The following is a 24,636-nucleotide window of genomic DNA, read 5'->3' on the forward strand; positions in this document are numbered from 1 at the left end:
CCCTTCCGTGGACTATTATGATTGAAGTGTATCGCGCTGAGAGGAAATGGCAAAAGCAATGAGCGGACAAAAACCTGTGACACCTTCACCTGATGGCATTGCTGCATCAGTCAAAGCCACCAAAACCAAAGGGGTGCCGCCCGTTCACCTGTGGAATCCTCCGTTTTGCGGCGATCTGGACATCAAGATCGCAAAAGATGGCACATGGAGTTATTTAGGCTCGCCCATCAACCGGTTCGAGCTTGTGAAGCTTTTTTCCTCAATTCTTAAGAAAGAAGACGGCAAGTATTTTCTGGTGACCCCGGTCGAAAAGGTTGGAATCACCGTCGAGGATGCCCCTTTTGTTGCTGTCGACTTCGACGCTATGGGCGAAGGCGCTGTGCAAAACCTGACATTTACCACTCATGTCGGGGATATCGCAGTGGCTGGGCCGGACCACCCGATCCGCATTGTCATCGACTCGGAAACAGAAGAGCCCTCACCCTATATATATGTTCGCGCAAACCTTGAGGCGCTGATCGATCGTAAGAGTTTTTACCGGCTTGTGGACATCGCCGTACACAAGGATGGCTGGTTTGGCGTCTGGTCCGGCGGGCAATTCTTTCCGCTGATCCGGTCGGACGATCTGCCTGATTAGGCCCGGCGATCCTGCGCCAGCACCACGGCCAACGCCACGATCCCGGCGCCCAGCGCACGGGTGCTGTTCCACTCTTCACCCAAGATCATCATGATCACCATGACGTAGAACGGTGCGATGTTGATGTGGAACGAGGACAAGGCGACACCCAGCCTTCCAACCGAGGCGATGAAAAACACCTGGCTCAGCCCCATCGAAATCAGCGCGTAAATCACCAGCATCCCGGCCTGCTGCATGTCAAAGGCCGTCGCAGGCATGACATCCATGCCCAACATCGCAGACCCCGACAACAGGACCGTGGCCATGACCAAACCTCCGACAAAGGTGATCGTGGCCCGGCCTGTCTGGCTCAGCTCGGGAAAGTCCCGTGCGGTTGCCATACTGGCCCAGCAAAACAGGCTGGTCGAAACAATGGCCAGTGCGGCGCCCAAACCCAATTGTGCGGGCGCCACCGCGCTGGTCGCAATCAGTCCGCCGACAATCGACACCAGAACCCCCAGCGCGAAATTCCAGCGCAACCGCCGCGTACCCGAAGCCAGTTCCAACAGGGTCGCCATTAGCGGCGCACAAGAAGCAATGATCGCCACCGTGACCGGATCGGTCACTTTCTGCGCCACGATCAAAAGCACCATGCCCAGCCCGATCCCGAACCCGCCAACCACCATCGCGCGCATCCAGCGGGCATTGACCACCCGGCGCGGTCCGTCGATCAACAGCCAGATCGGCATCATGACTGCCACAGCCAGCGCCAATCGTGCAGCAAACAGGGCAACGGGTGGCCATGTTTGCAACAGCACTTCAGCCGCCGGAAACCCGGCCGCCCATGTCAGCATCGACGCCACCGCCAGCCCGTTACCGGACAAGGCGGAATTCCGGCCTGCAGACATCGAAAGAGCATTCCCGCGCACGGGGTCTGGGCTCATCGCCATCGTGATCAAACCTTCTGTTGGCTCGGCGGTATAAAAATGATTCGCCGCAATAGGTCACAGGGTCTCTGATTCATCCGGCGCGATCTGGTCGATTTTCGACAATCTGTCGTTTTTGATCCTCTTCCCCCAAAATCGCCACACGGGTAAGGTTCGGCCAACTACTGCCCGAGACTGCCATGCCGAAATTCGCCGCCAATATCTCTCTGCTGTTTGCTGAGCTGCCTTATCTTGAGCGGTTTCAGGCCGCAGCCGAGGCTGGGTTCAAGGCGGTCGAAATACTGTTCCCCTATGAGCTGGCCGCCAAGGAAACCCGCCGCGCTCTGCTGGCAAACGGGCTGGATCTGGTGCTGATCAACGCACCGCCGCCGAATTACACCGGGGGTGAGCCCGGCTACGCCGCGGTTCCAGGGGGCGAAGCACGGTTCCAATCGGATATCCGTCGCGTCCTGCGCTATGCTGACATTCTACGGCCGAGACTCATCCACATCATGTCAGGCTATGCCTCGGGGCCGGATGCGCAGAACTGTTTCGTGCGCAACCTGAAATGGGCTGCTGATTTCGCGCCACAGCAACAGTTCACGATTGAACCCCTCAATCCCGTGTCGCAGCCCGGGTATTTTCTGAACAACTACGAATTGGCGGCTGAAGTACTGGACCGCGTGAACCGCCCCAATGTCGGCCTGCAATATGACAGCTTTCACTCTCATATGATTCACGGTGACGCGCAGAAGGTCTGGGACTGCTTCCACCCCCGGATCGTTCACGCCCAGATCGGAGCCGCACCCGACAGGTCCGAACCCGGGCGCGGGCCGACGGATTTCGATCGCCTGTTTACGGCCATCGACGCCACAAACTACACTGGCTGGGTTAGCGCCGAATACACGCCCTCGACGACCAGAACAGCTGACAGCCTGGGGTGGATGCAGGTCTGACTCTGGCATTATTCCTTAAAATAAAGCACATCTGGGGAATCGCGACCAATAGGATGCCCACGATGATCCCAGCACGCTATGCACGCGCCATATTCAGCCTGATCATGTCAGGGCTCATGTCCTGTATCGTGACAGGCATTGCGACCGTGAAAGCCATCGGATTCGTGCCCAGTACACTTGGCGACTGGATGGCCTCTTGGGCCTTTTGCTGGCCCATCGCCTTTACCGTGATCCTGCTGCTTGGCCCTTCCGTGCAACGGTTCGTGAACCGACTGGTCAGGCCGCAGGACTGACCCGCTGCGAAGAGGGCCCGCCGGGCCTGATGAGCAGCGCGCCTATCTAGTGCGCTTCAGCCCAGTTCGCGCCCTGCCCAGCATCCACGCTCAGCTTCACGTCCAGCTTCACCGCCGGGTCCGAAGCCCCCTCCATCACGTCGCGCGCCACACCGATCACCTGTTCCACCGAGTCTTCGGCCACTTCGAACAGCAATTCGTCATGCACCTGCAACAGCATCTTGGCGGGAAGCCCGTTGATCGCATCCGGCATCCGCACCATCGCGCGTCGGATCACATCCGCTGCCGTGCCCTGAATTGGCGCGTTGATCGCAGCCCGGCGCGAGAACCCGGCATGCGGCCCTTTGGCATTGATCTCAGGCGTGTGAATTTTGCGCCCGAACAGGGTCTGCACATAGCCATGCTCTTTTGCGAAAGCGACTGTGTCGTCCATATAGGCTCTAATACCAGGGAACCGTTCGAAATAGCGGTCAATGAACCCCTGCGCCTCAGCCCTTGGAATGCGCAGGTTGCGCGCCAGACCAAAACCCGAAATGCCGTAGATCACACCAAAGTTGATCGCCTTTGCCTGACGCCGAATGTCCGGCGTCATCTCATCCAACGGCACGTCGAACATCTCGGACGCGGTCATGGCGTGAATGTCCAGCCCGTCCGCAAACGCCTGTTTCAGAGCGGGAATATCGGCAATATGCGCCAGAATTCTCAGTTCGATCTGGCTGTAGTCGAGGCTGACCATCACATTGCCCGGCTCAGCAATGAACGCCTCGCGGATGCGCCGTCCTTCTTCGGTCCGCACCGGGATATTCTGCAGGTTCGGATCGGTCGAGGCCAGACGGCCTGTATTGGCCCCGGTGATCGAATAGGATGTATGCACCCGGCCTGTATCCGGATTGATATGGGTCTGCAGCGCGTCCGTGTAGGTCGATTTCAACTTGCTGAGTTGCCGCCAGTCCAGCACCCGGCGCGGCAATTCGTGCTCGGTGGCGAGGTCTTCCAGAATATCGGCCCCGGTCGAGTATTTACCGGTCTTGCCCTTCTTGCCGCCCTCAAGCCCCATCTTGTCGAACAGGATTTCGCCCAATTGCGCAGGCGAGCCGACATTAAAATTCTCACCGGCCAGTTCGTGGATTTCAGCCTCTAACCCGGCCATTTTCTGCGCAAATGCGTTCGACATCCGGCTTAGGACATCGCGGTCGACTTTGATGCCGTGCATTTCCATCTCGGCCAGAACCGGCACCAGCGGGCGTTCAAGTGTTTCATAAACGGTGGTCACCTGCACTTGATGCAGTTGCGGCTTGAACAGCTTCCACAGGCGCAGGGTAATATCCGCATCCTCGGCAGCGTAAGCGGTGGCCTCGTCAATCGGCACCTTGTCGAAGGTGATCGCCGACTTGCCCGAACCCAGCAGCGGTTTGATCGGGATCGGCGTGTGGCTCAGATAGCGCTCTGACAGGGTGTCCATCCCGTGCCCATGCTCACCACCGTGCATCGCGTAGGACATCAGCATCGTGTCGTCGATCGGGGCCACGTCCACGCCATACCGCGCGAAAATCTTGGCGTCGTATTTCATGTTCTGCCCGATCTTCAGGATCGTCGGGTCCTCAAGCATCGGTTTCAGCAGGGTTAGAGCCTGATCCAACGGCATCTGCCCTTCGGCCAGCGCGTCTGAGCCGAACAGATCGTCCGCCGCCCCATCGCGGTGAGTCAGCGGGATGTAACAGGCCTCACCAGCCTCAACACACAGCGAGATACCGACCAGATCAGCGATCATTTCGTTCAGGCCGGTGGTTTCAGTATCAACCGCGACCCAACCACGTTCATAGGCTTGATCAATCCATTTCTGCAGCGCGCCCGCATCCCGCACACATTCATATTTCGACGCATCGAAGGGCAGGGCCTCAGCCTCTTCCGCCTCCGCAACCGGCGCAGGCGCATCAGCGATCACCGGGGCCTCGGCCCCCAGCTTGTCGGCGATGCGCTTGGTGAGGGTACGGAACTCCATCTCGGCCAGAAATCCCAGCAGGGTCTCGGCGTCCGGGTCTTTGACCTCCAGATCGTCCAGCGTAAAATCCAGTGGAGTGTTTTCGTCCAATTGCACCAGTTTTTTCGACAGCTCGATCTGATCGCGCTTGTCGATCAGGGTCTGGCGGCGCTTGGGCTGTTTGATCTCTTCCGCGCGGTCCAACAGCGTTTCCAGATCGCCATATTCGTTGATCAGCAGGGCGGCCGTCTTGACGCCAATACCCGGAGCCCCCGGCACATTATCCACTGAATCCCCGGCGAGAGCCTGCACATCGACAACACGCTCAGGGCCAACACCGAATTTCTCGATTACGCCATCTCGGTCGATGCGCTTGTTCTTCATCGCGTCCAGCATTTCCACGCCACCGCCGACCAACTGCATCAAGTCTTTGTCGGAACTGACGATGGTCACGCGACCCCCCGCCTCACGCGCCTGAACCGCCAGAGTGGCAATGATGTCGTCGGCCTCATAGCCCTCAAGCTCTTTGCACGCGATGTTGAAGGCTTTCGTCGCCTCACGCGTTAGCGGCATCTGCGGGCGCAGGTCCTCGGGCATCGCCTCGCGGTTGGCCTTGTAAAGATCATAAAGGTCGTTGCGGAACGTGTGCGATCCCTTGTCGAAGATCACCGCCACATGGGTCGGCGCGTCAGGCCCGGCGTTTCCTTCGACATATTTCTGCAGCATGTTGCAAAAGCCCGACACAGCGCCAATCGGCAACCCGTCAGACTTTCGCGTCAGCGGGGGCAGCGCGTGATAGGCCCTGAAAATAAAGGCCGATCCATCGATCAGATGCAGGTGACATCCTTTTCCGAAATTGCTCATGCGCGCTCTCCCTGTCGGTCAGGTTTGGTTCTGCCACAGGGCCGCGCGGGTGGCCAGTCAAGAACGAGAGTTAGCCGCCAAAGAGACCACCAAAAAGATCAGAAAAGAAATCCGAAAAACTGTTCAGAAGCGCCATGATCACCAGCACGCCAAGGAATGCAAAAAAGGCGAACGCGAAGAACTGGAACAGGATTGCGCCGGTGCCCATGGCGATACCTGCGATAGCAGGGCGCATCCGTTCATGGCGCAGAATACCAATCACCGAGATCACAATCGCCAGCCCGCCCAGCATGGCAACGCCGATCCGCAGAAAATCATCGAGATCGCGGGTTTGAACGACGGGTTCAGGCTGTTCCAGCCCTGCGGCGGCACGGAGGGTGGATTTACCAATTTCAGCCGCCAGTTCACCCAGTGATACCCCGGTGGTTTGCTGCGGTGCAAACGGCCCTGCCCAAAACACAAACAGCGCAGCGAATAACGCGGCGGCTGCCGAGCAGAACCCAATCCAACCGAAGACCGGTTGAGTTGTATCCGTTGCAGTTACATCCGTCATCACACTCACCTACGATGGTTGCACTAACGCTTTACCATAGAAACCGCGGCGAGATTTGGGCGAAACTCGGTCGGACGGGCAATCAACCCTGTTCTGTGCCCTTCAGAACATATTTGCAGTCACAATAGGGGCACTCGACCCAGCCGGTATCCTCGGGGATCTGCAACCAGACACGCGGATGGCCCAATGCACCTTCGCCGCCATCACAGGCGACACGGGTGGTCTCGACGATCTTGGTTTCCGGCGCTTCGATGGTCACGGCTGGCGATCCTTCTTCGGTTGTCGGCCTCGCGGGCATGTATTAGGTGCGTTTATGAGCGATGAGTAAACCGAGGGCAAGAGCCACATGATCGATGCGGCAATCAAGATCGAAGGGCTGCGCAAGACCTATCGCGGCGGCAAAGGCCAGCCGGAAAAGCAAGCACTGAAAGGCATTGATCTGACTGTCCCGCGTGGCTCGGTCTTTGGTTTGTTGGGGCCGAACGGCGCCGGGAAATCGACGCTGATCAACATCCTGGCGGGGCTGGTGGTGAAATCTGCGGGAAGTGTGTCGATCTGGGGCTTCGATCAGGATCAAAACCCACGCCGATCCCGCGCCGCCATCGGTGTGATGCCACAAGAACTGAACCTGGATCCGTTCTTTTCCCCACGTGGCGCCCTGGAAGTACAGGCTGGCCTCTACGGCGTCCCCAAGGCACAACGCCGCAGCGATGAGATTCTGGAACTGGTCGGGCTCCGCGACAAGGCCGAAGCTTATGCCCGCACGCTGTCGGGCGGGATGCGGCGGCGGTTGCTGCTGGCCAAAGCGCTGGTGCATCATCCGAAAATTCTGGTGCTGGACGAACCCACCGCTGGCGTGGATATCGAGCTGCGCCAGATGCTCTGGACCAATGTGCGCAAGCTGAACGAACAGGGCATGACCATCATCCTGACCACACACTATCTGGAAGAAGCGCAAGAGATGTGTGATGAGATCGCCATCATCAACCACGGCGAAAAGATCGCGCAAGACAGCACCGCCAATCTGCTGGGCCGCATGGACAGCCGGACGATGGTGATCGTGCCGGATAACCCGGTTTCGGAATTGCCCGCGACTGACGGCGTCGAGGCCACCCTGCGTGACGATGGCAACCTCGTGCTGCATTACCGCAGCACCCAGACCAGCGCCGAGCAGGTGCTGGAATCTGTGCGTTCCGCAGGTATTCGCATCCGCGACGTCCGCACCGAGGAAGCGGATCTTGAGGATGTCTTCCTTGCCCTGACGTCGTCCCGCACCGAGGAACCCGCCGAGGATCAGGACCAGCCGCGCCGGGGGATGCACCGCGTCAAGCTCTAGGCTCGGTCGATCCGCGCCTGATAACAATTGTTCCGGGCCGAGCGGACGTGGATATAGGCCACGTCCGGGCGAGCGAAGATTTCTGCTATTGCTGTGCGCATCCGATCCGTGGGTGTGACGACCCCTGTGCCATAGACGATACGGTCATCCTGCCCGTAGCCCTTGATCAGATAATCAGGGGACGTGGTCAAAATCTCCGGCATCTGTGTGCCCTCATGCCGTTCGCAGGGCGCGGCACATAGAAAGATCGGACCGGTTTCGGCGTAAGAATGTGTCTCTAAAAAAGGCCGATGTGCCAAAATCAGCATCTCTTCGCCCTCGGGAATGTTTTGCAAGCAATGACGGCAGGGATTGCCTGCACCGGTTGAAATGGCGAGCTCGGGCGCGGCACCATAGGCGTCCGGCCCTCCGGCCTGAAGCGCGCGTACGTCGTCGGTGGGTAGTGCGGTTACCTTGAACATATCTTGCCTCCTTTTTTGCTGACCTTGCCCACCCGAGAAGCCGCAAGCGACCCGGTTCCTGCGCAAAGGACTCGAAAAAGAACAAAACGTGAATATAATAGGGAATCGTCATGTATGCCGAGCTGTCGATCACGTCGAATTTCACCTTTCTCACCGGGGCATCCCACCCCGAGGAGTATATGGAGCGTGCCGTCACCCTGGGCCTGCCCGCCATCGCCATTGCCGATGACAACTCGGTCGCCGGGATTGTCCGCGCCCATACCCAGTCGCGCGAGATCGCCCGCAAGGTCCGCGAACGGTTGGAGTGGGAGGCGCGGCACACCACCATCGGCCCGCCCTGCCCCGATCACATTCCGAAACCGCCCTCGTACCCGATCCACGCGGTACCCCGCCTGATCCCGGCAGCGCGGCTGATCTTTACCGACGCGCCCACCGTCACCGCCCTGCCCCTGAACCGGCAGGGCTGGGCCAACCTGTGCCGCATCCTCTCTGCAGGTCGCCTGCGGGCCGAAAAAGGCGACTGCATCCTGCACCTGTCCGACCTGCTTGAATTCTCCGACGGTCTCCACCTGCTGCTCTGGCCACAGGCGGACCGGATCCCGGGCGGCGCGGGCGCATGGCGGACACAGGCGCAACAACTGACGCGCCGCTTTGCCGGGCGGATGCATCTGTTGATGCACCCTCGGTACGATGGCGCAGATAGTGCATATTTTGTCTTATTAGAGACTGAATCTCAGCAACTCGGTATCCCCACCCTCGCCAGCGCCACACCGATGATGCATCACGGCGCCCGTCGCAAGCTGGCGGATGTACTGACCGCCATCCGCCTGCGCCGCAAGGTGGATGATCTGGGCCGAGAGGCGCTGGCCAATGGCGAACAACGTCTACGGTCCAAGGTTGAGATGTTGCGGATATTCAAAGACCATGAGGGCGCTGTTACCCGCGCTCACGCGCTCAGCGAAGAACTCACCTTCTCGCTTGACGAGCTGCGCTATGAATACCCAAGCGAGGGCAGCGAACAGGAAACCCCGACCGAACGCCTGCACCGTCTTGCCCATGAGGGGCTAACATGGCGCTATCCAGCGGGCGCATCCGAGAAGGCCAAGAAAATGCTGGCGCATGAGCTCACCCTGATAGGCAAGCTGAAGTATGAGCCCTATTTCCTGACCGTCCGCGACATCGTTCATTTCGCCCGCTCCCGTGACATTCTCTGTCAGGGACGCGGATCAGCGGCCAATTCGGTGGTCTGCTTCTGCCTCGGCATCACCGAGGTCAGCCCCGAGATGGGCACGATGGTCTTCGAACGCTTCGTCTCCGAGGCGCGCGACGAGCCGCCGGACATAGACGTCGATTTCGAACATGAACGCCGCGAAGAGGTGATCCAGCATATCTATGACCGATATGGCCGCCACCGCGCAGGGCTGTGCGCCACCGTCATCCACTATCGCGGCAAGCGCGCCATCCGCGAAGTTGGCCGCGCCATGGGCCTTACCGAGGACACCATTTCAGCCCTGTCCTCGCAGCTCTGGGGCTTTTTCTCGGCTGCGGGACTTGAGGCCGAGCGAATGCGCGAGATTGGCCTCGACCCCAATGATCGTCGCCTGAAACAGACCCTAATGCTGGTTTATGAGATCAACGGCTTCCCCCGCCACCTCTCACAGCATGTCGGCGGTTTCATCATCACCGAGGGGCGCTTGGACGAACTGGTCCCCATCGAAAACGCCACGATGGAGGACCGCACGGTCATCTGTTGGGACAAGGACGACATCGACTCGCTGGGTATCCTTAAGGTCGACGTCCTCAGCCTTGGGATGCTCACCTGTATCCGCAAGGCGTTCGATCTGATCACCCAGCATCACCAGACCGGCTATACGCTCGCCACCCTGCCGCCCGAGGACCCCGCAGTCTATGACATGCTGTGCAAGGCCGACAGTATCGGCGTGTTTCAGGTGGAATCACGCGCCCAGATGAACTTCCTGCCCCGGATGCGGCCGCGCAATTTCTATGATCTGGTGATCGAGGTCGCCATCATCCGCCCCGGCCCGATTCAGGGCGATATGGTCCACCCCTATATCCGCCGCCGGAACGGAGAGGAGGAGGTCAGCTTTCCCTCGGACGAATTGGGCGAGGTGCTGGGCAAAACGCTGGGCGTGCCGCTGTTTCAGGAACAGGCGATGCAAATCGCTATTGTCGGCGCGGGGTTCACCCCGGAACAGGCCGACCGGTTGCGCCGCTCACTGGCGACCTTCAAGAAACATGGCAATGTAAGCGAATTCCGCGCTCTGTTCCTGCGCGGCATGAAGCGTAACGGGTATGAGGACGACTTTGCCGAGCGATGTTTTTCGCAGATCGAAGGGTTTGGGTCCTACGGCTTCCCCGAAAGCCACGCAGCCAGCTTTGCGCTGCTGGTCTATGCTTCGGCCTGGATCAAATGCCACCATCCGGGGATTTTCGCCTGCGCCCTGCTGAACTCGCAGCCGATGGGGTTCTATGCGCCCGCCCAGATCGTGCGCGATGCACGTGAACACGGGGTTCAGGTGCGCCCGGTCTGCATCAATGCCAGTTTCTGGGACAACGTGATGGAGCCTGACGGCCAGGGCGGGCTGGCGCTGCGGCTGGGCTTCCGCCAGATCAAGGGGCTCAGCGAGGAAGACGCCAGCTGGCTGACCGCCGCGCGTGGCAATGGCTACCATCAGGTCGACGATGTCTGGCGCCGCGCGGGGCTTGGCCCCTCGGTGATCGAACGACTGGCCGAGGCCGATGCCTTTGCCGCCTGCGACCTGACAAGGCGCGAGGCGCTGTGGCAGGCCAAGGCGATTGCCACTGCGAAACCCTTACCGCTGTTTTCGCAGGATCTGGAGGGCGAGGCGCTGGATGAACCCGAAGCGTACCTGCCTCAGATGACCTTGGGCGAGCAGGTGGTCGAGGATTACGTCGCCACTCGCCTCAGCCTGCGGGCGCACCCGGTCGCTCTGCTGCGGCATCTACTTACGCCCGAGCCGCGCGACAAAACCACGCCTGTCGCTTGACCGCGCAACCGGATATTGGCCCGGAACAGAGTCGAATTCGGTGCCTTCATGACCAGACCTATCCTGCCTCCGCGCTTTCCGGCGACACCTGACCAGATCAACGCTCAGGTCCGCGCCTTCTATGCCCGAGTCCGCGAGGACACAGTGTTAGGCCCGGTCTTTGCCAATCATGTCAACGACTGGCCCGCGCATGAGGAAAAGATCGCCGCCTTCTGGCGCAACGCCATCCTGTACGAGCGCAGCTATGACGGCAATCCTCAGCGGGTTCATATCGAACGACCCGATGTGAAGCCCGAGATGTTCAGCCACTGGCTGGACCTGTTTGAAGAGGTCGCCACCCAAACCTTGCCCCCAGAGACCGCCACCCCTTGGGTCGCGCTGGCTCGGCGGATCGGCGTAGGGATGAAGGCCGGTGTGCAATCGGCCCGCCAACCTAAGGACGCACCACCGATCCTGCGTTGATCCTACGACATGGCGGCTTTGCAATGTTAGCGGTAAAATAAGGGCTATGCGGATCGCATAAATGGGTTTACTCAGAGGCAAGACAGCCCCTTTGCGCTGCGACGGCACAGTGCCACCACACCGACATAACCCGAGGCCACAGAGATGAGCACTCAGAACACCACCCTTAGGGGCCTTGGCTTTGCGTTTGCGGGCTTTGCCGTCTTTGCCAGCCATGACGCGCTGATCAAGGTGCTGGGCGGGACCTATTCGGTGATGCAGATCATCTTTTTTGCCACGCTGTTTTCCTTTGTCCCGATGGCGGTGACCATCCTGACCGACCGGACGACCGGAAACTTTCTGCCGCACCACCCCTGGCTGGTGCTGTTGCGATCGGCCTTGTTGGTCACGTCGATGGTCTGTGCCTTCTACGCCTTCTCGGCACTGCCCTTGGCCGAAGTCTATTCTCTTTTGTTTGCTTTCCCATTGTTCGTCACGGTCCTGTCGATCCCGTTATTGGGAGAGGTCGTGCGCGCCCAGCGCTGGGCTGCCGTCGGCGTCGGCCTGATCGGCGTTCTGATCGTCCTGCGCCCAGGCGCAACGGACATCACCCTTGGCCACCTGGCCGCGCTGACAGCGGCGTTTTGCAGTGCGTTAGGGTCTGTTTTGGTCCGTAAAATCGGGAATGAGGAACGTTCGGCCGTGCTGATCCTCTACCCGATGCTGTTGGCCATCGTCGTGATGAGTCTGCTGCAACCTGCCGTCTATCAACCACCATCGCTGCTGCATCTGGCAATGATGGCGCTGGTCGGCGTATTCTCGGTGATCGCACAACACCTGATCATCCTCGCCTACCGCGCCGCGCCCGCCGGAGTCGTGGCCCCCAGCCAATACAGCCAGATTATCTGGGCGACCCTGTTCGGCATGATCTTCTTTGGCGAAACGCCCGACGTCTGGGTCGCCGTCGGAGCTAGCATCATCATTGCATCCGGTGTCTTCGTGGTCTGGCGCGAGAGCCGGGCGAACACGTCGTCGGTCAATACACCGGTTCTGCGCGTGCGGTCGCCACGATCGGATACCGGGGCGTCACGACCGGGTTCATGAAGAAATGGTAAATACATCTCCGCCACTTAGCATCCAAATTTTGGAAAACCTGCGTCCGACTTGTTTACAGTCAGCAAGAGCGGATATCTTCCACTCCAGGTCTTCAAAGTCGTCCCAATCTGTGTTCGCGTAAATCAATAACTCGTCTACGCCAGAACTACATTTCTTTGCTTTTAAAAGGATCGTCTTTTCAACTAGTGCTCGGAACTTTGCCATTCTGTCCGGATCCATCAAGTATATTTGTCGAAAGATTGGCCCATCGGTGCCTAAATTCATTTTTTCATGCGCTGTCCATTCTGCTTGCTCACGAGGATCGCTCGCCTCGACGACCTCGATTCCAGTCGAGGAGCCGTCGCAATTCAGAACAAAATCCGGGTTCTCGCTTTCCAGCACTTTAATAGGAAAATCGAGCAAACCATTCCGGCATTGATGCAGAAGCAAGAGGCGAAGACAGAATCTTTCGAGTTCTTTCTGTCGACCTCGCCGATCTAAACGCGGGGGCGCACAAGCCCCCCACGTTTCTAGGTTTTGAAGCAATTCGCCGCTGTCTTGAGCGACGAATGCAACCTGCATTAGTAGACCACAACCGAGCGGATGCTTTCGCCCTTATGCATCAAGTCGAAGCCGTGGTTGATGTCGTCCAGACCCATGGTGTGGGTGATCATCGGGTCAATCTCGATCTTCCCTTCCATGTACCAGTCGACAATCTTCGGCACGTCGGTCCGGCCACGCGCACCGCCGAAGGCTGTCCCGCGCCACGAACGGCCGGTGACCAGTTGGAACGGACGGGTCGAGATTTCGGCCCCTGCGGGCGCCACGCCGATGATGATCGACTCACCCCAGCCCTTATGCGCCGATTCCAGTGCATCGCGCATCACGCCGACATTGCCGGTGGCGTCGAATGTGTAATCCGCGCCGCCCTTGGTCAGATTGACCAGATAAGGAACCAGATCGCCCTCGACCTCTTTGGGGTTCACGAATTCGGTCATGCCGAATTTCGTGGCCATTTCCACCTTGGACGGGTTCAAGTCAACGCCAACAATCTGGTCGGCCCCGGCCAGACGCAGGCCCTGGATCACGTTAAGACCAATGCCGCCCAGTCCGAAAACGATGGCGCGACTGCCGATCTCGACCTTTGCAGTATTGATAACCGCGCCGATGCCGGTGGTCACACCACAACCGATGTAGCAGATCTTGTCGAACGGCGCGTCTTCCCGCACCTTGGCGAGCGCGATCTCGGGCAGAACCGTGTGGTTCGAGAAGGTCGAGCAGCCCATGTAGTGCAGGATCGGATCACCATCCAGCGTCGAAAAGCGCGAGGTTCCGTCGGGCATCAGGCCCTGGCCCTGCGTGGTGCGGATTGCCTGACACAGGTTGGTTTTTGGGTGCAGACAGTATTCACACTCACGACATTCCGGGGTGTAGAGCGGGATCACGTGATCACCCGGCTTCAGGCTGGTCACGCCCGGCCCGACCTCGACCACGACGCCTGCGCCTTCATGGCCCAAAATGGCCGGAAACAAGCCTTCAGGGTCCGCACCCGACAGGGTAAATTCATCGGTGTGGCAAATACCGGTGGCTTTGATTTCCACCAGAACCTCACCCGCTTTGGGGCCTTCGAGGTTCACATCCATCACTTCCAAAGGTTTGCCCGCCTGAATGGCGACGGCGGCACGGGTACGCATATCGTTGTCTCCCTGTCTTCTTTGACCCGACCCTGCGGCAATCGCAGGACGTTTTCAACTGTGCTTTGATGACAGATTGGCTAATGATTTGATATTGCAGAAACGACATTGCCGGAAAGAGGAGCGCCAATGCGCCGTTTTATTCCATTTTTGATCCTGCTGGCCGCCTGTGCCGAGACCGCACCAGCGCCTGAAAACGTCCGAAATGCATCCGACGACGCACCGGTCGAATTGGCCTTTTGTCTGGGCGAGCCTTTCGCCGAATCCATCGGTCAGCCAGTCTCGACCATTCAGGCTAGCCTGCCCGAACGGTCACGTGTTCTTGGCCCGGATGACATTGCCACGCAGGATTACCGCATCGACCGGCTGAATGTCTTTGTGAATGGCAGAGGAATTATTCAACGTCTGTCCTGCGGGTAAGCGTGGACTCAGGGCATGATTCTATAATAAGAACAAAATGGGAACATTTTGATGTCTGCCGATGCCCAAAAGCCGAATACTTTCACTCTGGTTCCCCCGTCTGGGGGCTGAACGGCTGGTCCGCGCTGCGCGGGGCCTGCAGGATGGGCCTTTGGCCGTGGTGGCTGAACAGTCGAACATGCAGGTTGTTACCTCGCTGAATGATCAGGCGCAGGCCGCTGGTCTGCACGTCGGTCAACCGGTGCGTGATGCCCATGCCATGTGCGCCAGCCTTGTGACTCGCCCGCGCAACACCCCGGCCGAAGCTGCATTCCTGACCGCTTTGCGCCGCTGGGCCGGCAAGTTCAGCCCGTGGGTGGCCGAAGAAGCCCCCGACGGACTGATCGTCGACTTGTCGGGCTGCGCGCATCTGTTCGGTGGGGAAGAGGCGTTGCTGAGCGTGCTTGAGACTGACTGCGCCGATATGGGCCTCAGCGTGCAGATGGGCATTGCCGACACGCTGGGCGCGGCCTGGGCGTTGGCCCGTTATGCGGGGCAAGAGGCCACATCCGACCGCAACGGTGACGCCATCAGCCAAGAGGCGCGCGCCACCCGCGCCCGTGCCACCAAACGGCGGCACTGGACCAAGGGCGGGGCCGCGCCGCAGGTGATGGCGCTGGGCGGTGGCGCGCGGATTGCCGCGCCGGGGCAATCCTATGGCGCGCTCAGCCCCCTGCCCATCGCAGCACTGCGGCTCGAGGATCAGGTGGTCGCGCAGCTGAACCGTCTGGGCCTGCGCCGGATCGGCGACCTGTTGGGGCAACCGCGTGCGTCGTTGGCGCGGCGGTTCGGACGTGGGCTGGTGCTGCGGCTGGATCAGGCGATGGGCAGCGCGCCCGAGCCGGTCTCGCCCGCCCGTCCGCCGCATCACTTTGCGGTGCGCATGACCCTGCCCAACCCGATCGGGTTGGTTGAGGACGTGATGGCCGCCATCGACCGGGTGCTGCCGACGCTCTGCACCAAACTGGAAGAGAAAGGCCGAGGTGTTCGCACATTACGGCTGGAAGCCCACCGTGCGGATCAGGCGGCTGAGGTCATTGAGGTTGGTCTGGCCCGGCCAACTCATGACAAACACCGCATTCGCCCTTTGTTAGAGATGAAAGTTGACAAGATCGACGCAGGCTATGGCATCGACATGCTGCGGCTTGAGGCGATCCAGACCGAGCCCATCCACGCCCGCACCATGACCGGCCATGCCGAGGCCAGCCGTGCCGTGCGCAACCGGATCGAAGGCAACACCGCCATCGACGACCTGATCGGCAAACTGGGTGCCCGCGTCGGGCTTGAGGTGATCACCCGGCGGCACCCGGCAGCTTCGCATATCCCCGAGAAAACCGCGCAGGTGCTGGCGGCGGCTTGGTCGGAACCGGCGCGCGACTGGCCTGCACCTCCGCGCCCCCGCCCCTTGCAGATGTGGCAGCCCGAACCGGTCATGGCCCCGGAAACCCCGGATGTGCCCAGCGCCTTTCGCTGGCGCGGGCGCGACTGGCAGCTGGCGCAGGCCACCGGCCCGGAACGCATCGCTCCGGAATGGTGGCTGGACGATCCCAACTGGCGCAGCGGCGTGCGCGATTACTGGGTGGTGGTGACGGAACAGGGGGAACGGCTGTGGCTGTTCTACGGGCACGGAGGCACCATGTCGGCGGGCTGGTTCTGTCAGGGACAGTTTGGTTAGAGTCTATTTTCTGCGATAAACCAGCCAATCCGGCAAGTAATCCAACAACCGGATCACCCAGGAAAATGGTGCCGGAAAATCGGTACGGAAGCGGCGGCATGACATTGCCTTGACCACCCGATCCGCCGCATCCTCGGGCGTCATCAACATCGGCATCTTGAAATCGTTCTTCTCGGTCAAACGGGTCTTGATGAAGCCCGGATTGACGATCCGCACCGTCACCCCGGTGCCCTTCAGATCAAACCGCATCGTTTCCGCCAAGGAGATCAGCGCTGCCTTGCTGGCCGAATAGCCCACCGCCGCTGGCAAACCACGATACCCGGACAGGGACCCGATCAGAGTTATATCCCCACGGCCTTCCGGCACAAATTTGGGCACCGTCTCTCCCAGAACCCGCAGCGCACCGGTATAATTCACATCGGTCATCGTCAGAACAGCTTCGGTATCCCAATCGCCCGTGCGCATCGGTTCATAGGCTCCGGCGTTGTAGACCAGCCCATCGACCTCTCCGGCCTCAACCGCGGCACGGCGCACCGAATCCAGATCGGTCACATCGCAGGGAACGGCTTGCGCATTTGGCAGGGCGGCGCAGATCTCGGCCAGACGGTCGGCATTGCGTGCAGACAGGATCAGATGCGCGCCCTCACGGCTAAGTGCCTCGGCCAGCGCCCGGCCCAGCCCTTCGCTGGCGCCGACAATCCAATAGGTTTTTCCGTCAAAGCTGCTCATGCCCCGGCCATTTCAGTTCTTTTCTGTTGTGGTGCAGGTTTTACGAGCGGGGAAAGGTGCTGGATCACATCACCAAGCCTCACAACATAGTGCGCCCAAGAAAAACATCTAATCTGATTGATCCACCCGCGCATACCATGCGTATCCTATTGTAAAATGTCGCACAAAGAGGATGGCATGTTCGACGAAACCCGAGGCGTACGCAAGAAAATCGCAGTAGTAGGTGCAGGTATCTCTGGTCTGTCGGCCGCTTACTATCTTTCCGAAAACAACGACGTGACAGTATTTGAGGCCGAGCCGAGGCTGGGTGGCCACGCCCGCACTGTGCTGGCGGGCAAAAACGGGGATCAGCCCGTCGACACCGGCTTCATCGTGTTCAACTATGCCACTTATCCCTACCTGACGCGGCTGTTTGACGAACTGAACGTGCCGGTCATCAAATCCGAGATGAGCTTTGGCGCTACCATCGACAACGGCCGCATCGAATACGGGCTGAACAACCTGCGCACGCTGACAGCGCAGAAACGCAACCTCGCCCGCCCTGCATATTACAAGATGATCGCCGACATCCTGCGGTTCGGAAAAGAAGCCCCTGAAGCCGCCCAAGACGATGACACCACCATCGGAGAACTGGTCGATCAACTGCGTCTGGGCCACTGGTTCCGTCACAACTACTTGATGCCCATGTGCGGCGCGATCTGGTCGACCCCGGTGGAGTTCGTGGATCAATTTCCGGCCCGCTCGCTGGTGCAATTCTTCCGCAATCACGCCCTTCTGGCCAGTGGCCGCGCCAATCAGCATCAGTGGTATACGGTCAAAGGCGGCAGTATCGAGTATGTCCGCCGCATCGACGCCGCCCTTCGCGCAAGAGGCAGCGAAATCCGTCTTGCATCGCCCGTCGACCACATTCAGCGCAATGAGACCGGCGTGACTGTCCACAGTCAGGGGCAGACCGATCTGTTTGATGAAATCATCCTCGCCACTCATTCCGATCAATCGCTGGCCATATTGGGCGAGTTCGCAACTGATGCGGAAAAGGCCGCGTTAGGGTCGATTAAGTATCAACCCAACACCGCCATCCTGCATAGTGACCCGCGCCAGATGCCACGTAGGCGGGCCTGCTGGTCGAGTTGGACCTATCGCTCGCAGGCCGGGAATGTCGGCGTCACTTACTGGATGAACCGGCTGCAAAACATACCGGACAGCGATCCGTTGTTCGTGACGCTGAACGCGTCGTCAGAAATTCCCGCGGATAAGATTTATGATCAGGTCGAGTTTGCCCATCCGGTGTTCGACAAGGCCGCTCTGAAGGCCCAAGGACAAATCCGCGAGATGCAGGGACAGAACCGAACCTGGTTTGCCGGGGCCTACAATCGGCACGGCTTTCACGAAGACGGGATTGCCAGCGCGATGCATGTTGTCGAGCACCTGAACGGCACCCCGCAAACACTCGGAGCTGACAATGGCATGCTTGAAAAAGACCCGGCCATCCCTGCCTGATACCGGCCGCGCGGTATTGGTCTGCCTTGCGATGCTGGCACCCGGAGGACTGGCGGCGTCACCAGTTTCGCAAACGCTGACTGACGCGCAACTCAAGGGAACCGCAACATTCCGGTTCGTGGGCGTGCCGATCTATGACGCCCAGCTCTACACGCCCCGTGGCGCCGCGTTCAATTGGAGCGAGGATGTCGGTCTGCAACTGACCTATCGCAAGACCCTGAAGCAAAAGGCGCTGGTCGAGTCCACGCTGGATGAGATGGCCCGACAAGGCAATCCGGCCCCAACGCAAGCCCAACTAGAGCAGTGTTTTCAAGCCGTCAGCAAGGGCGACAGCTATGTCGCGATCTCGGAAGGTCCCAACAAGGTTGGGTTCTGGCGCAACGGGCAAAAGACCTGCACCCTGTCCTATCCCGGTGCCAAACGTGCCTTCATGTCCATTTTTCTGGGAAATGACACCCGGTCCGCCAGTTTCACCCGGCGACTGAAGGGGCAGTGATGCTGTATCCTCGGGTCAGTCTTTATGCGCTGATGCTCGCTGCGGCCGGTATCCCGCTGTATATCCACCTGCCGCGCTTTGCCGCCGTCAATCTGGGCATAGGTCTTGGAGTGATCGGCACCATCTTGCTGGTGATCCGACTGGTCGATCTGGTGCAAGATCCGCTGATTGGCTGGGCAATCGACAGGTGGCCGCGCGCGCAGATGGTGTTTGCTGCGGCGGCTGCAATAGGTCTGGCGGTCGGCTTCCCCTTGCTGTTTGGCCTGCCCGAAGGTGCCAGTATCACCGTATTAGTGTCTGTTCTGATACTCTTGTTCTCGGCCTATAGCCTCGGAACCATCCTGCTCTATGGCCGCAGCGCGACGCTGGCAAAACGTCCCGAGCCTAAAGAGCTGATGACGCTGGCCGCATGGCGCGAAGGCGGTCAGTTGACTGGTGTCGTTCTTGCCGCCAGCGCTCCGGCGCTGTTCGTAGCCTTCGGGGCAAGCGCTCAGGGCTATCCGGCGTTCGGCCTGTTTCTGGGCTTGCTGGCCGTTCTCACCCTGCTTGTGACCTTGCCGATGTGGCGGCGCACACCGATCACCGGCGACGGGCTGTCCTTTGCAGGGCTGGGTCAGGCCGGAGCTCTGCGCCTGCTGCTGTTGGCGCTGGTGAACAGCCTGCCGGTAGCGATTACATCGACCCTGTTCCTGTTCTTTGTCGAGGACCGACTGCAGCTGCCCGGAAAAGCCGGGCCATTGCTTATTCTGTTCTTCCTAAGTGCTGGGGCGACCGTGCCGTTCTGGGCCAAACTCAGCAATCGGATTGGCCCGAAACAGACTCTGATGATCGCAATGCCCTTGTCGATCACAAGCTTTGTCGGCGCCGCCATGTTGTCCGCCGGGGACCTGACCGGATTTGCTCTGATCTGCCTGGCCTCGGGCGCGGCGCTGGGCGCGGATATGGTTGTGCTGCCCGCCATGTTTTCGGTCGTGCTGACGCGTGCGGGGCTGAACGCATCCGCCGCGTTCGGCATTTGGTCATTCGCAGGCAAGTTGGGCCTTGCGCTTGCGGCTTTTTTCACTCTGCCCCTGCTGGAACGCAGCGGCTTCACACCCGGGCAAGCAAATTCGACCGAGGCTCTGCGGACACTCACCTTCGCCTATGCCGTACTGCCCTGCATCCTGAAACTCGGCGCGTTCAGCTTGGTCCTGACGCTACCCACGGAGGTTACAGCCAAATGAAAACACTTGCTGTTTTACTGCTCGCCATCCTCGCCCTGTTCGCCGTCAAGAATCGGTTTCTAAGCTTTCGGTCGCAATCGCCGTCCGACTACACGGGCACGGGGCCGGAATTCAAAATGAAAGAGGCCCTGAGCGGAGAGATCCTGTCGGAGGGGTTGATCTATGGTCCTAACGGCAAGATGTCGAACAGCTTTGTCGCCCGAATGGTGGGCGAATGGAACGGCAATACCGGCACGCTGGCCGAATATTTCACCTATTCCAATGGCAAGAAAATGACCCGCAAATGGTATCTGACTTTGGGCACCGGCAACACATTCACCGCCAAGGCAGATGATATTGTCGGCGAAGGTCACGGCACCATCTCAGGCTCGACCGTCAAGCTGACCTACCGGATCATCCTGCCCGAAGATGCAGGCGGCCATACGCTGGACGTCACCGACTGGATGTATCTGACCGAAAACGGCGTGATCATGAACCGGTCCGAGATGCGCAAGTTCGGCATCAAGGTCGCGGAATTGGTTGCCACCATGCGCCCGGCGCCGGACACCAAAGCGGCGCATGTCAGCGGCTCTAACGGCTATGATGCAACGGCGGAAACGAGGACGTTGCAATGATGACCCGCCGGTTTCTGGTCTCGGCCTCTGCCGTCCTTGGGCTTGCCGCTTTGGCGGCTTGTTCGGCCAAGCCCCGTGTACCAAAAAGCTTTCTGTCTGAGCGACAACTGAACCTTGAGGAATTCTTTGAAGGCGAGACTGTCGCCTATGGTCAGTTTCAGGACGTTCTAGGCAATGTGCCCCGTCGATTTACGGTGGAAATCGACGGCACATGGGATGGAAAAACCCTGACCCTGGTCGAGGATTTCGTCTATGACGACGGCGCCACCGAACAGCGTATTTGGACCCTGATCAAAACTGGCGAGGACACATGGGTCGGCACAGCACCGGGCGTGCTGGGCACCGCCAGCGGGGTCGAGCGTGGCGATACATTCAACTGGAAATACAAGATCGACCTGCCGGTGAAGGACGGCACCATGCGGGTGAATTTCGATGACTGGATGTGGTTGCTGAGTGATGATCGCCTGCTGAACCGCGCCTATGTCTCACGCTATGGGGTGCGTCTGGGTGAGGTCATTCTATTCTTTGAAAAGAAATAAGCCCCATTTTCGGGACAGATGCCCGTCAGATCCGGTCAGTTGCTGGAATAGACAAATGACAGCTTGCGACTGACACCTCCGGGCGGTTTGGGAAAGGGGTCGGCTGCCCGGACCTGCGCCTTTGCGGCACGTTCAACATCGGGGGTGCCATTGCTGTCCACCACATCAACCCATGCCAGCGAACCATCCGGATTGATTTCAAAGAACACCTTCGCGAACCCCCGCGCCGCCGTGTAGACGATCGGCGCGCGGTTCAGATGGACAAGCACCCGCCCGGCATAGTTTGTCCGGTCCGAGTTTCCGGGATTTCGCCCGCCCGAACGCGCGCCACTCTCGCCCGAGGTAAAGGCATCAACACCCCTGCGTCTATAAGTGGTGAGGGGCGACTCGATCTCGCGGGTTGGGAACTCTAGGGCACTGAAATCCCGTGCTCCGTTCAGAATACCTTGAGGTTCAGGCGTTGAGCTCCGGTCCGGTAGTTGCGGTCGGATCGAAGAGGCTACAGCCAGTTCAGTCCCCTCACTGCTGTCTTCATTTTCCTGAACCGGTTCACTTTCGGCGGGGATGTCAGCCTCAACCAAATCGCTTTCGGTTGGAACAACTGGGACGACAGACTCCACCGTCTCTTCGGGTAACGCGGCAAGCTCTTGGGTTTCGGTCGGCTCGGGTGCGGCAGGGATTTCCTCGGCCGGTTCAGACGCATCAGGATTGCCTTCGGGTGCTTCAACAACCTCGGCCGCCTCAGTGGGCGGGGTTTCATCCACCTCGTCGCTGGCATTCGCTTCGCCATCAGTAGAATCTTCGGTTTCGGGCGCTTCGGTTTCCACTGGCTCGGGCGCAACCGGCTGCAGGACCTCGGATGTCCCGGTATCAGGCGCGAAAGTCCGCTTGGGATCGTCCGAGGCCACATGAACCTCGCTGGTGGGAATTTCAGCCGGTTCAGGCGCAGGCTCGAGTGGCTCCTCGACCGGCGGTTCCGGTGCTTCCTCGGGTTCGGGTTCGACCGGCTCGGCAACGGCTTCAACCAGATCTTCGAAACTGTTGCTCAGCTCGACCGAGTCGGCCGTACCGGTCTGGCTGGGCTGTTCCGCCAGTCGCGGCGCGGTCAAGGTTAACCCCATCAGGTGCAACAGCAGCGAAAGCAGCACTGCCATTGCCGCGATGACGACCGAGCCCCGGATCATTCCAGCGCCTTTTCGGTCACAACAAACACAGACCGCGCGCCCAAACGGCGCAACTGTCCGGTCACTTCGATCAACCGCGCGCCCGGTACTTCGCGATCGGGTACGATACGTACTGGCCCGGGATCACGTCCGGCCATGTAGGCATCAGGGTCCACCGGCACCCCACGAAAGCTGAGCGTTCCGTCCTTATGCAGCACCAAGGCGTCGGGCGGTTCGCGCCCGTCCAGTTCGGATGTGTTGACCAGACTCAGATCAGGGTCCAGCGGCGTGGCCACCGTGCCCGCGATCAGAAAGAAGATCAGCATCAGGAACACGACATTGATCAATGCAATGGTCGAGTCGCGTTTGCGGCGAGGGCGGAAGCCGCGGATCATTCCAGCACCAGCACGCTAAGACTCTCGCGCCCACGCAGCAGCACCAGCAGATCCACCAACCGCTGCGCTGTCGTATCAACATCAAGGGTGACCAGAACCTGCCCTGTTGTCACCTGCTCTGCCAGTTCCTCCAACGTAACCGGCGCGCCGTTCAGAACCAGCCGGTCGGCCCCCAACTGAACAAAGGCACGATCCTGCGATGCGCCCGAGGGCGCACCTCCGGCCGTGGCGTTGCTCAGCTCGATCTCTCCATATTTCGAAAAGGTCGAGGTCAGCATGAAAAACAATAACAGCAGAAAGATCACGTCGATGAGCGGTGTCATCGCCAGTGGCCGCCTGACAAAGGGTGCCCGGTTACGCATGTCCGGGCGTGGCCGCCATGGTTTGCGCGTCTTCAGCCAGCGGGATCGCCTGCCCCGGCACCAGAACCGTACGCAGCGCCTTATCCGCGAAAACCCGTTCCCGTGCCGTGCGGCTTTCGAACCACGAGAGTACCATCGAGGTCGGCATCGCCACCGCAAGACCCACTGCCGTTGTCACCAACGCGACCCAAATACCGCCTGCCAGCAGCGACGGATCAACCGAAGACCCGGCGGATTGCAGGCTGCGGAACGCTTCGATCATGCCCAAAACCGTGCCGAACAGACCCAACAAGGGCGCCAGTTGCGCCACCGTGTCCAAAAGTCGAAAGCCGCGTTCGAGACCGGCCAGCGCCAACCCGGCCTCGGCGTCCAAACGCTGATCCAGACCGGGCGCATCCGGCGCATCCATTGCCACCCCGACCAGTGGCGCAAGATAGCTTTGGCTTTTTGCCAGCCGGGCGCGAGCCTCTTGTTTGTTGCCTGCGTCCCAGGCCTCCAACGCCTGAGACAGCACCCGGTGCCGCCCGACACCCGAAGCCGCAAACTGCCAAAGCTTGTACAGTGTCACTGCCAGCGTCATCACGGACATGGCAATCAGGATGGCCACAACCGGCCCGCCAAGGGCAAGGATTTCACGGAGGGCATCAAGAAAACTCATCCCAAAAGCTCCACTTCTGTTCGGCTGCGCAGGGTCGGCGTCTGATCGCATATATTGCTTTCCGCGCCATCGACAATACAGCTGCTTACGCCATTGATGAGAACACGCCCGAGGTTTTCACAGGCGATGTCCCTGACATCGAATTGGCGCACCCTTGGTCGCCCGGCGGGCAATTCCCGAAACCCGAAAAGTGTCAGACGCTCAAAAACGCCCGACGCATCGAAAATCACTACTTGATAGCTGGCGGCGTCAATCGACGTTTCGGTTTCGTTTTCAATCAGAAAGGTCAGCCGGCAGGCACCTTCGACATCCTGAACCGCATTCAACTCGACCGTCAGGCCGGGCTTAGCCTCGCTTTCGGCGTGACCCAATACAGGCAGCGCGCAGATGATTGCAGCAAGAACCGAACGGTGAAACTTCATGAATGCGCTCCCGATTGTTCAACGCAGGCCGGGATCTGGCGGCGTTATCCTGTCTTATCCAAGACTGTTGGGGCGCGAAAGGGTCGCCGACATCATTGTGATAAAAGGCGATTTTCAGCCCGATCAATTCTGTCGGCGACATGTAGCGGAGACACA

27 protein-coding genes are annotated in these 24,636 nt (G+C 59.8%); 14 read left to right on the forward strand and 13 right to left on the reverse strand.

Annotated features, from left to right (window positions below; all coding sequences use genetic code 11):
* The first annotated feature begins 58 nt into the window (after window positions 1–58).
* Window positions 59–637 (forward strand): DUF1285 domain-containing protein, encoded by a 579-nt coding sequence (locus tag ACR0LN_RS10410; RefSeq protein ID WP_480429583.1) that lies wholly within the window; start codon window positions 59–61, stop codon window positions 635–637.
* Here the strand turns inward: ACR0LN_RS10410 and ACR0LN_RS10415 are convergent.
* Window positions 634–1,566: a DMT family transporter gene (locus ACR0LN_RS10415; protein ID WP_480429584.1), complete on the reverse strand. Its 933-nt coding sequence runs from the start codon at window positions 1,564–1,566 to the stop codon at window positions 634–636. The two genes, ACR0LN_RS10410 and ACR0LN_RS10415, sit on opposite strands and share 4 nt — an antisense overlap.
* 176 nt (window positions 1,567–1,742) lie before the next feature.
* Here ACR0LN_RS10415 and ACR0LN_RS10420 point away from each other — a divergent pair, with 176 nt between their 5' ends.
* Window positions 1,743–2,498 carry a hydroxypyruvate isomerase family protein gene (locus ACR0LN_RS10420; RefSeq protein ID WP_480429586.1) on the forward strand — a complete coding sequence of 252 codons (756 nt, stop codon included), beginning with the start codon at window positions 1,743–1,745 and terminating at the stop codon, window positions 2,496–2,498.
* Between the two features lie 62 nt (window positions 2,499–2,560).
* The gene (locus tag ACR0LN_RS10425) at window positions 2,561–2,791 is read left to right on the forward strand and encodes a DUF2798 domain-containing protein (RefSeq protein ID WP_480429587.1); all 231 of its coding nucleotides are present in this window, start codon (window positions 2,561–2,563) and stop codon (window positions 2,789–2,791) included.
* A 46-nt stretch (window positions 2,792–2,837) separates the two neighbouring features.
* On the opposite strand, the gene polA is transcribed toward ACR0LN_RS10425, so the two are convergent.
* From polA to ACR0LN_RS10440, 3 genes are all read right to left on the reverse strand, one after another.
* Entirely contained in the window at window positions 2,838–5,636 is a 2,799-nt protein-coding gene (gene polA / locus ACR0LN_RS10430) for a DNA polymerase I (RefSeq protein WP_480429589.1), read from the reverse strand.
* A 70-nt stretch (window positions 5,637–5,706) separates the two neighbouring features.
* Window positions 5,707–6,189, reverse strand: coding sequence for a hypothetical protein (locus tag ACR0LN_RS10435; RefSeq protein WP_480429590.1), 483 nt, complete (start codon window positions 6,187–6,189; stop codon window positions 5,707–5,709).
* 82 nt (window positions 6,190–6,271) lie between these two features.
* A complete protein-coding gene (locus ACR0LN_RS10440; RefSeq protein WP_170533977.1) occupies window positions 6,272–6,448 on the reverse strand; it encodes a zinc-finger domain-containing protein in 177 nt (58 codons plus the stop codon).
* Window positions 6,449–6,535: 87 nt separating this feature from the next.
* Here ACR0LN_RS10440 and ACR0LN_RS10445 point away from each other — a divergent pair, with 87 nt between their 5' ends.
* Window positions 6,536–7,525 carry an ABC transporter ATP-binding protein gene (locus tag ACR0LN_RS10445; protein WP_480429591.1) on the forward strand — a complete coding sequence of 330 codons (990 nt, stop codon included), beginning with the start codon at window positions 6,536–6,538 and terminating at the stop codon, window positions 7,523–7,525.
* Here the strand turns inward: ACR0LN_RS10445 and ACR0LN_RS10450 are convergent.
* Window positions 7,522–7,986: a DUF1203 domain-containing protein gene (locus ACR0LN_RS10450; protein ID WP_480429593.1), complete on the reverse strand. Its 465-nt coding sequence runs from the start codon at window positions 7,984–7,986 to the stop codon at window positions 7,522–7,524. The two genes, ACR0LN_RS10445 and ACR0LN_RS10450, sit on opposite strands and share 4 nt — an antisense overlap.
* A gap of 110 nt (window positions 7,987–8,096) precedes the next feature.
* Between ACR0LN_RS10450 and ACR0LN_RS10455 the strand changes: the two genes are divergently transcribed.
* The 3 genes from ACR0LN_RS10455 (at window position 8,097) to ACR0LN_RS10465 (ending at window position 12,560) form a co-directional block, all read left to right on the forward strand.
* On the forward strand, window positions 8,097–11,015 hold the full coding sequence (locus tag ACR0LN_RS10455) for an error-prone DNA polymerase (RefSeq protein ID WP_480429595.1): 2,919 nt from the start codon (window positions 8,097–8,099) through the stop codon (window positions 11,013–11,015).
* Window positions 11,016–11,063: 48 nt separating this feature from the next.
* Window positions 11,064–11,477: a group III truncated hemoglobin gene (locus ACR0LN_RS10460; protein ID WP_480429596.1), complete on the forward strand. Its 414-nt coding sequence runs from the start codon at window positions 11,064–11,066 to the stop codon at window positions 11,475–11,477.
* A 144-nt stretch (window positions 11,478–11,621) separates the two neighbouring features.
* Window positions 11,622–12,560 carry a DMT family transporter gene (locus ACR0LN_RS10465; protein WP_480429597.1) on the forward strand — a complete coding sequence of 313 codons (939 nt, stop codon included), beginning with the start codon at window positions 11,622–11,624 and terminating at the stop codon, window positions 12,558–12,560.
* Here the strand turns inward: ACR0LN_RS10465 and ACR0LN_RS10470 are convergent.
* Together ACR0LN_RS10470 and ACR0LN_RS10475 are read right to left on the reverse strand one after the other, a co-directional pair.
* Complete coding sequence (locus ACR0LN_RS10470; protein WP_480429598.1) at window positions 12,555–13,133, reverse strand: hypothetical protein; 579 nt, start codon at window positions 13,131–13,133, stop codon at window positions 12,555–12,557. The two genes, ACR0LN_RS10465 and ACR0LN_RS10470, sit on opposite strands and share 6 nt — an antisense overlap.
* Window positions 13,133–14,245 (reverse strand): S-(hydroxymethyl)glutathione dehydrogenase/class III alcohol dehydrogenase, encoded by a 1,113-nt coding sequence (locus ACR0LN_RS10475; RefSeq protein WP_480429599.1) that lies wholly within the window; start codon window positions 14,243–14,245, stop codon window positions 13,133–13,135. Before ACR0LN_RS10475 ends, ACR0LN_RS10470 begins: the two co-directional genes overlap by 1 nt.
* A 129-nt stretch (window positions 14,246–14,374) precedes the next feature.
* On the opposite strand from ACR0LN_RS10475, the gene ACR0LN_RS10480 reads away from it, so the two are divergent.
* Both ACR0LN_RS10480 and ACR0LN_RS10485 read left to right on the forward strand, forming a co-directional pair.
* A complete protein-coding gene (locus ACR0LN_RS10480; protein WP_480429600.1) occupies window positions 14,375–14,665 on the forward strand; it encodes an I78 family peptidase inhibitor in 291 nt (96 codons plus the stop codon).
* Window positions 14,666–14,726: 61 nt separating this feature from the next.
* Complete coding sequence (locus ACR0LN_RS10485) at window positions 14,727–16,379, forward strand: DUF6504 family protein (RefSeq protein ID WP_480429601.1); 1,653 nt, start codon at window positions 14,727–14,729, stop codon at window positions 16,377–16,379.
* A 3-nt stretch (window positions 16,380–16,382) separates the two neighbouring features.
* Here the strand turns inward: ACR0LN_RS10485 and ACR0LN_RS10490 are convergent, their stop codons facing one another.
* Window positions 16,383–17,108: an SDR family NAD(P)-dependent oxidoreductase gene (locus tag ACR0LN_RS10490; protein WP_480429602.1), complete on the reverse strand. Its 726-nt coding sequence runs from the start codon at window positions 17,106–17,108 to the stop codon at window positions 16,383–16,385.
* A 177-nt stretch (window positions 17,109–17,285) separates the two neighbouring features.
* Here ACR0LN_RS10490 and ACR0LN_RS10495 point away from each other — a divergent pair, with 177 nt between their 5' ends.
* From ACR0LN_RS10495 to ACR0LN_RS10515, 5 genes are read left to right on the forward strand one after another with little or no spacing between them, the layout of a single operon-like run.
* Window positions 17,286–18,608 carry an NAD(P)/FAD-dependent oxidoreductase gene (locus tag ACR0LN_RS10495; protein ID WP_480429604.1) on the forward strand — a complete coding sequence of 441 codons (1,323 nt, stop codon included), beginning with the start codon at window positions 17,286–17,288 and terminating at the stop codon, window positions 18,606–18,608.
* Complete coding sequence (locus ACR0LN_RS10500) at window positions 18,571–19,104, forward strand: hypothetical protein (protein ID WP_480429605.1); 534 nt, start codon at window positions 18,571–18,573, stop codon at window positions 19,102–19,104. The genes ACR0LN_RS10495 and ACR0LN_RS10500 overlap by 38 nt, the downstream gene beginning before the upstream one ends.
* Window positions 19,104–20,327 (forward strand): MFS transporter, encoded by a 1,224-nt coding sequence (locus ACR0LN_RS10505; RefSeq protein ID WP_480429606.1) that lies wholly within the window; start codon window positions 19,104–19,106, stop codon window positions 20,325–20,327. The genes ACR0LN_RS10500 and ACR0LN_RS10505 overlap by 1 nt, the downstream gene beginning before the upstream one ends.
* Window positions 20,324–20,941, forward strand: a complete 618-nt coding sequence (locus ACR0LN_RS10510; protein ID WP_480429608.1) for a DUF3833 domain-containing protein — start codon at window positions 20,324–20,326, stop codon at window positions 20,939–20,941. Before ACR0LN_RS10505 ends, ACR0LN_RS10510 begins: the two co-directional genes overlap by 4 nt.
* Window positions 20,938–21,480, forward strand: a complete 543-nt coding sequence (locus ACR0LN_RS10515) for a DUF3833 domain-containing protein (RefSeq protein ID WP_480429609.1) — start codon at window positions 20,938–20,940, stop codon at window positions 21,478–21,480. The genes ACR0LN_RS10510 and ACR0LN_RS10515 overlap by 4 nt, the downstream gene beginning before the upstream one ends.
* Window positions 21,481–21,515: 35 nt before the next feature.
* Here the strand turns inward: ACR0LN_RS10515 and ACR0LN_RS10520 are convergent, their stop codons facing one another.
* From ACR0LN_RS10520 to ACR0LN_RS10540, 5 genes are read right to left on the reverse strand one after another with little or no spacing between them, the layout of a single operon-like run.
* A complete protein-coding gene (locus tag ACR0LN_RS10520; protein ID WP_480429610.1) occupies window positions 21,516–22,664 on the reverse strand; it encodes an energy transducer TonB family protein in 1,149 nt (382 codons plus the stop codon).
* Window positions 22,661–23,038 carry an ExbD/TolR family protein gene (locus tag ACR0LN_RS10525; RefSeq protein WP_480429611.1) on the reverse strand — a complete coding sequence of 126 codons (378 nt, stop codon included), beginning with the start codon at window positions 23,036–23,038 and terminating at the stop codon, window positions 22,661–22,663. Before ACR0LN_RS10525 ends, ACR0LN_RS10520 begins: the two co-directional genes overlap by 4 nt.
* On the reverse strand, window positions 23,035–23,361 hold the full coding sequence (locus ACR0LN_RS10530) for a biopolymer transporter ExbD (protein WP_480429612.1): 327 nt from the start codon (window positions 23,359–23,361) through the stop codon (window positions 23,035–23,037). Before ACR0LN_RS10530 ends, ACR0LN_RS10525 begins: the two co-directional genes overlap by 4 nt.
* Before the next feature lie 31 nt (window positions 23,362–23,392).
* The gene (locus ACR0LN_RS10535; RefSeq protein WP_480429614.1) at window positions 23,393–24,058 is read right to left on the reverse strand and encodes a MotA/TolQ/ExbB proton channel family protein; all 666 of its coding nucleotides are present in this window, start codon (window positions 24,056–24,058) and stop codon (window positions 23,393–23,395) included.
* On the reverse strand, window positions 24,055–24,480 hold the full coding sequence (locus tag ACR0LN_RS10540) for a hypothetical protein (protein ID WP_480429615.1): 426 nt from the start codon (window positions 24,478–24,480) through the stop codon (window positions 24,055–24,057). The genes ACR0LN_RS10535 and ACR0LN_RS10540 overlap by 4 nt, the downstream gene beginning before the upstream one ends.
* Window positions 24,481–24,636: the final 156 nt, after the last annotated feature.

The organism is Ruegeria sp. AA6 (assembly GCF_056542865.1).

Bases quoted from the DNA above. Each gene is read 5' to 3' on its own strand.
- ACR0LN_RS10410 (WP_480429583.1), top strand. From the start codon at position 59: ATGAGCGGACAAAAACCTGTGACACCTTCACCTGATGGCATTGCTGCA.
- ACR0LN_RS10415 (WP_480429584.1), bottom strand. From the start codon at position 1,566: ATGGCGATGAGCCCAGACCCCGTGCGCGGGAATGCTCTTTCGATGTCT.
- ACR0LN_RS10420 (WP_480429586.1), top strand. From the start codon at position 1,743: ATGCCGAAATTCGCCGCCAATATCTCTCTGCTGTTTGCTGAGCTGCCT.
- ACR0LN_RS10425 (WP_480429587.1), top strand. From the start codon at position 2,561: ATGATCCCAGCACGCTATGCACGCGCCATATTCAGCCTGATCATGTCA.
- polA (WP_480429589.1), bottom strand. From the start codon at position 5,636: ATGAGCAATTTCGGAAAAGGATGTCACCTGCATCTGATCGATGGATCG.
- ACR0LN_RS10435 (WP_480429590.1), bottom strand. From the start codon at position 6,189: ATGACGGATGTAACTGCAACGGATACAACTCAACCGGTCTTCGGTTGG.
- ACR0LN_RS10445 (WP_480429591.1), top strand. From the start codon at position 6,536: ATGATCGATGCGGCAATCAAGATCGAAGGGCTGCGCAAGACCTATCGC.
- ACR0LN_RS10450 (WP_480429593.1), bottom strand. From the start codon at position 7,986: ATGTTCAAGGTAACCGCACTACCCACCGACGACGTACGCGCGCTTCAG.
- ACR0LN_RS10455 (WP_480429595.1), top strand. From the start codon at position 8,097: ATGTATGCCGAGCTGTCGATCACGTCGAATTTCACCTTTCTCACCGGG.
- ACR0LN_RS10460 (WP_480429596.1), top strand. From the start codon at position 11,064: ATGACCAGACCTATCCTGCCTCCGCGCTTTCCGGCGACACCTGACCAG.
- ACR0LN_RS10465 (WP_480429597.1), top strand. From the start codon at position 11,622: ATGAGCACTCAGAACACCACCCTTAGGGGCCTTGGCTTTGCGTTTGCG.
- ACR0LN_RS10470 (WP_480429598.1), bottom strand. From the start codon at position 13,133: ATGCAGGTTGCATTCGTCGCTCAAGACAGCGGCGAATTGCTTCAAAAC.
- ACR0LN_RS10475 (WP_480429599.1), bottom strand. From the start codon at position 14,245: ATGCGTACCCGTGCCGCCGTCGCCATTCAGGCGGGCAAACCTTTGGAA.
- ACR0LN_RS10480 (WP_480429600.1), top strand. From the start codon at position 14,375: ATGCGCCGTTTTATTCCATTTTTGATCCTGCTGGCCGCCTGTGCCGAG.
- ACR0LN_RS10485 (WP_480429601.1), top strand. From the start codon at position 14,727: ATGCCCAAAAGCCGAATACTTTCACTCTGGTTCCCCCGTCTGGGGGCT.
- ACR0LN_RS10490 (WP_480429602.1), bottom strand. From the start codon at position 17,108: ATGAGCAGCTTTGACGGAAAAACCTATTGGATTGTCGGCGCCAGCGAA.
- ACR0LN_RS10495 (WP_480429604.1), top strand. From the start codon at position 17,286: ATGTTCGACGAAACCCGAGGCGTACGCAAGAAAATCGCAGTAGTAGGT.
- ACR0LN_RS10500 (WP_480429605.1), top strand. From the start codon at position 18,571: ATGGCATGCTTGAAAAAGACCCGGCCATCCCTGCCTGATACCGGCCGC.
- ACR0LN_RS10505 (WP_480429606.1), top strand. From the start codon at position 19,104: ATGCTGTATCCTCGGGTCAGTCTTTATGCGCTGATGCTCGCTGCGGCC.
- ACR0LN_RS10510 (WP_480429608.1), top strand. From the start codon at position 20,324: ATGAAAACACTTGCTGTTTTACTGCTCGCCATCCTCGCCCTGTTCGCC.
- ACR0LN_RS10515 (WP_480429609.1), top strand. From the start codon at position 20,938: ATGATGACCCGCCGGTTTCTGGTCTCGGCCTCTGCCGTCCTTGGGCTT.
- ACR0LN_RS10520 (WP_480429610.1), bottom strand. From the start codon at position 22,664: ATGATCCGGGGCTCGGTCGTCATCGCGGCAATGGCAGTGCTGCTTTCG.
- ACR0LN_RS10525 (WP_480429611.1), bottom strand. From the start codon at position 23,038: ATGATCCGCGGCTTCCGCCCTCGCCGCAAACGCGACTCGACCATTGCA.
- ACR0LN_RS10530 (WP_480429612.1), bottom strand. From the start codon at position 23,361: ATGACACCGCTCATCGACGTGATCTTTCTGCTGTTATTGTTTTTCATG.
- ACR0LN_RS10535 (WP_480429614.1), bottom strand. From the start codon at position 24,058: ATGAGTTTTCTTGATGCCCTCCGTGAAATCCTTGCCCTTGGCGGGCCG.
- ACR0LN_RS10540 (WP_480429615.1), bottom strand. From the start codon at position 24,480: ATGAAGTTTCACCGTTCGGTTCTTGCTGCAATCATCTGCGCGCTGCCT.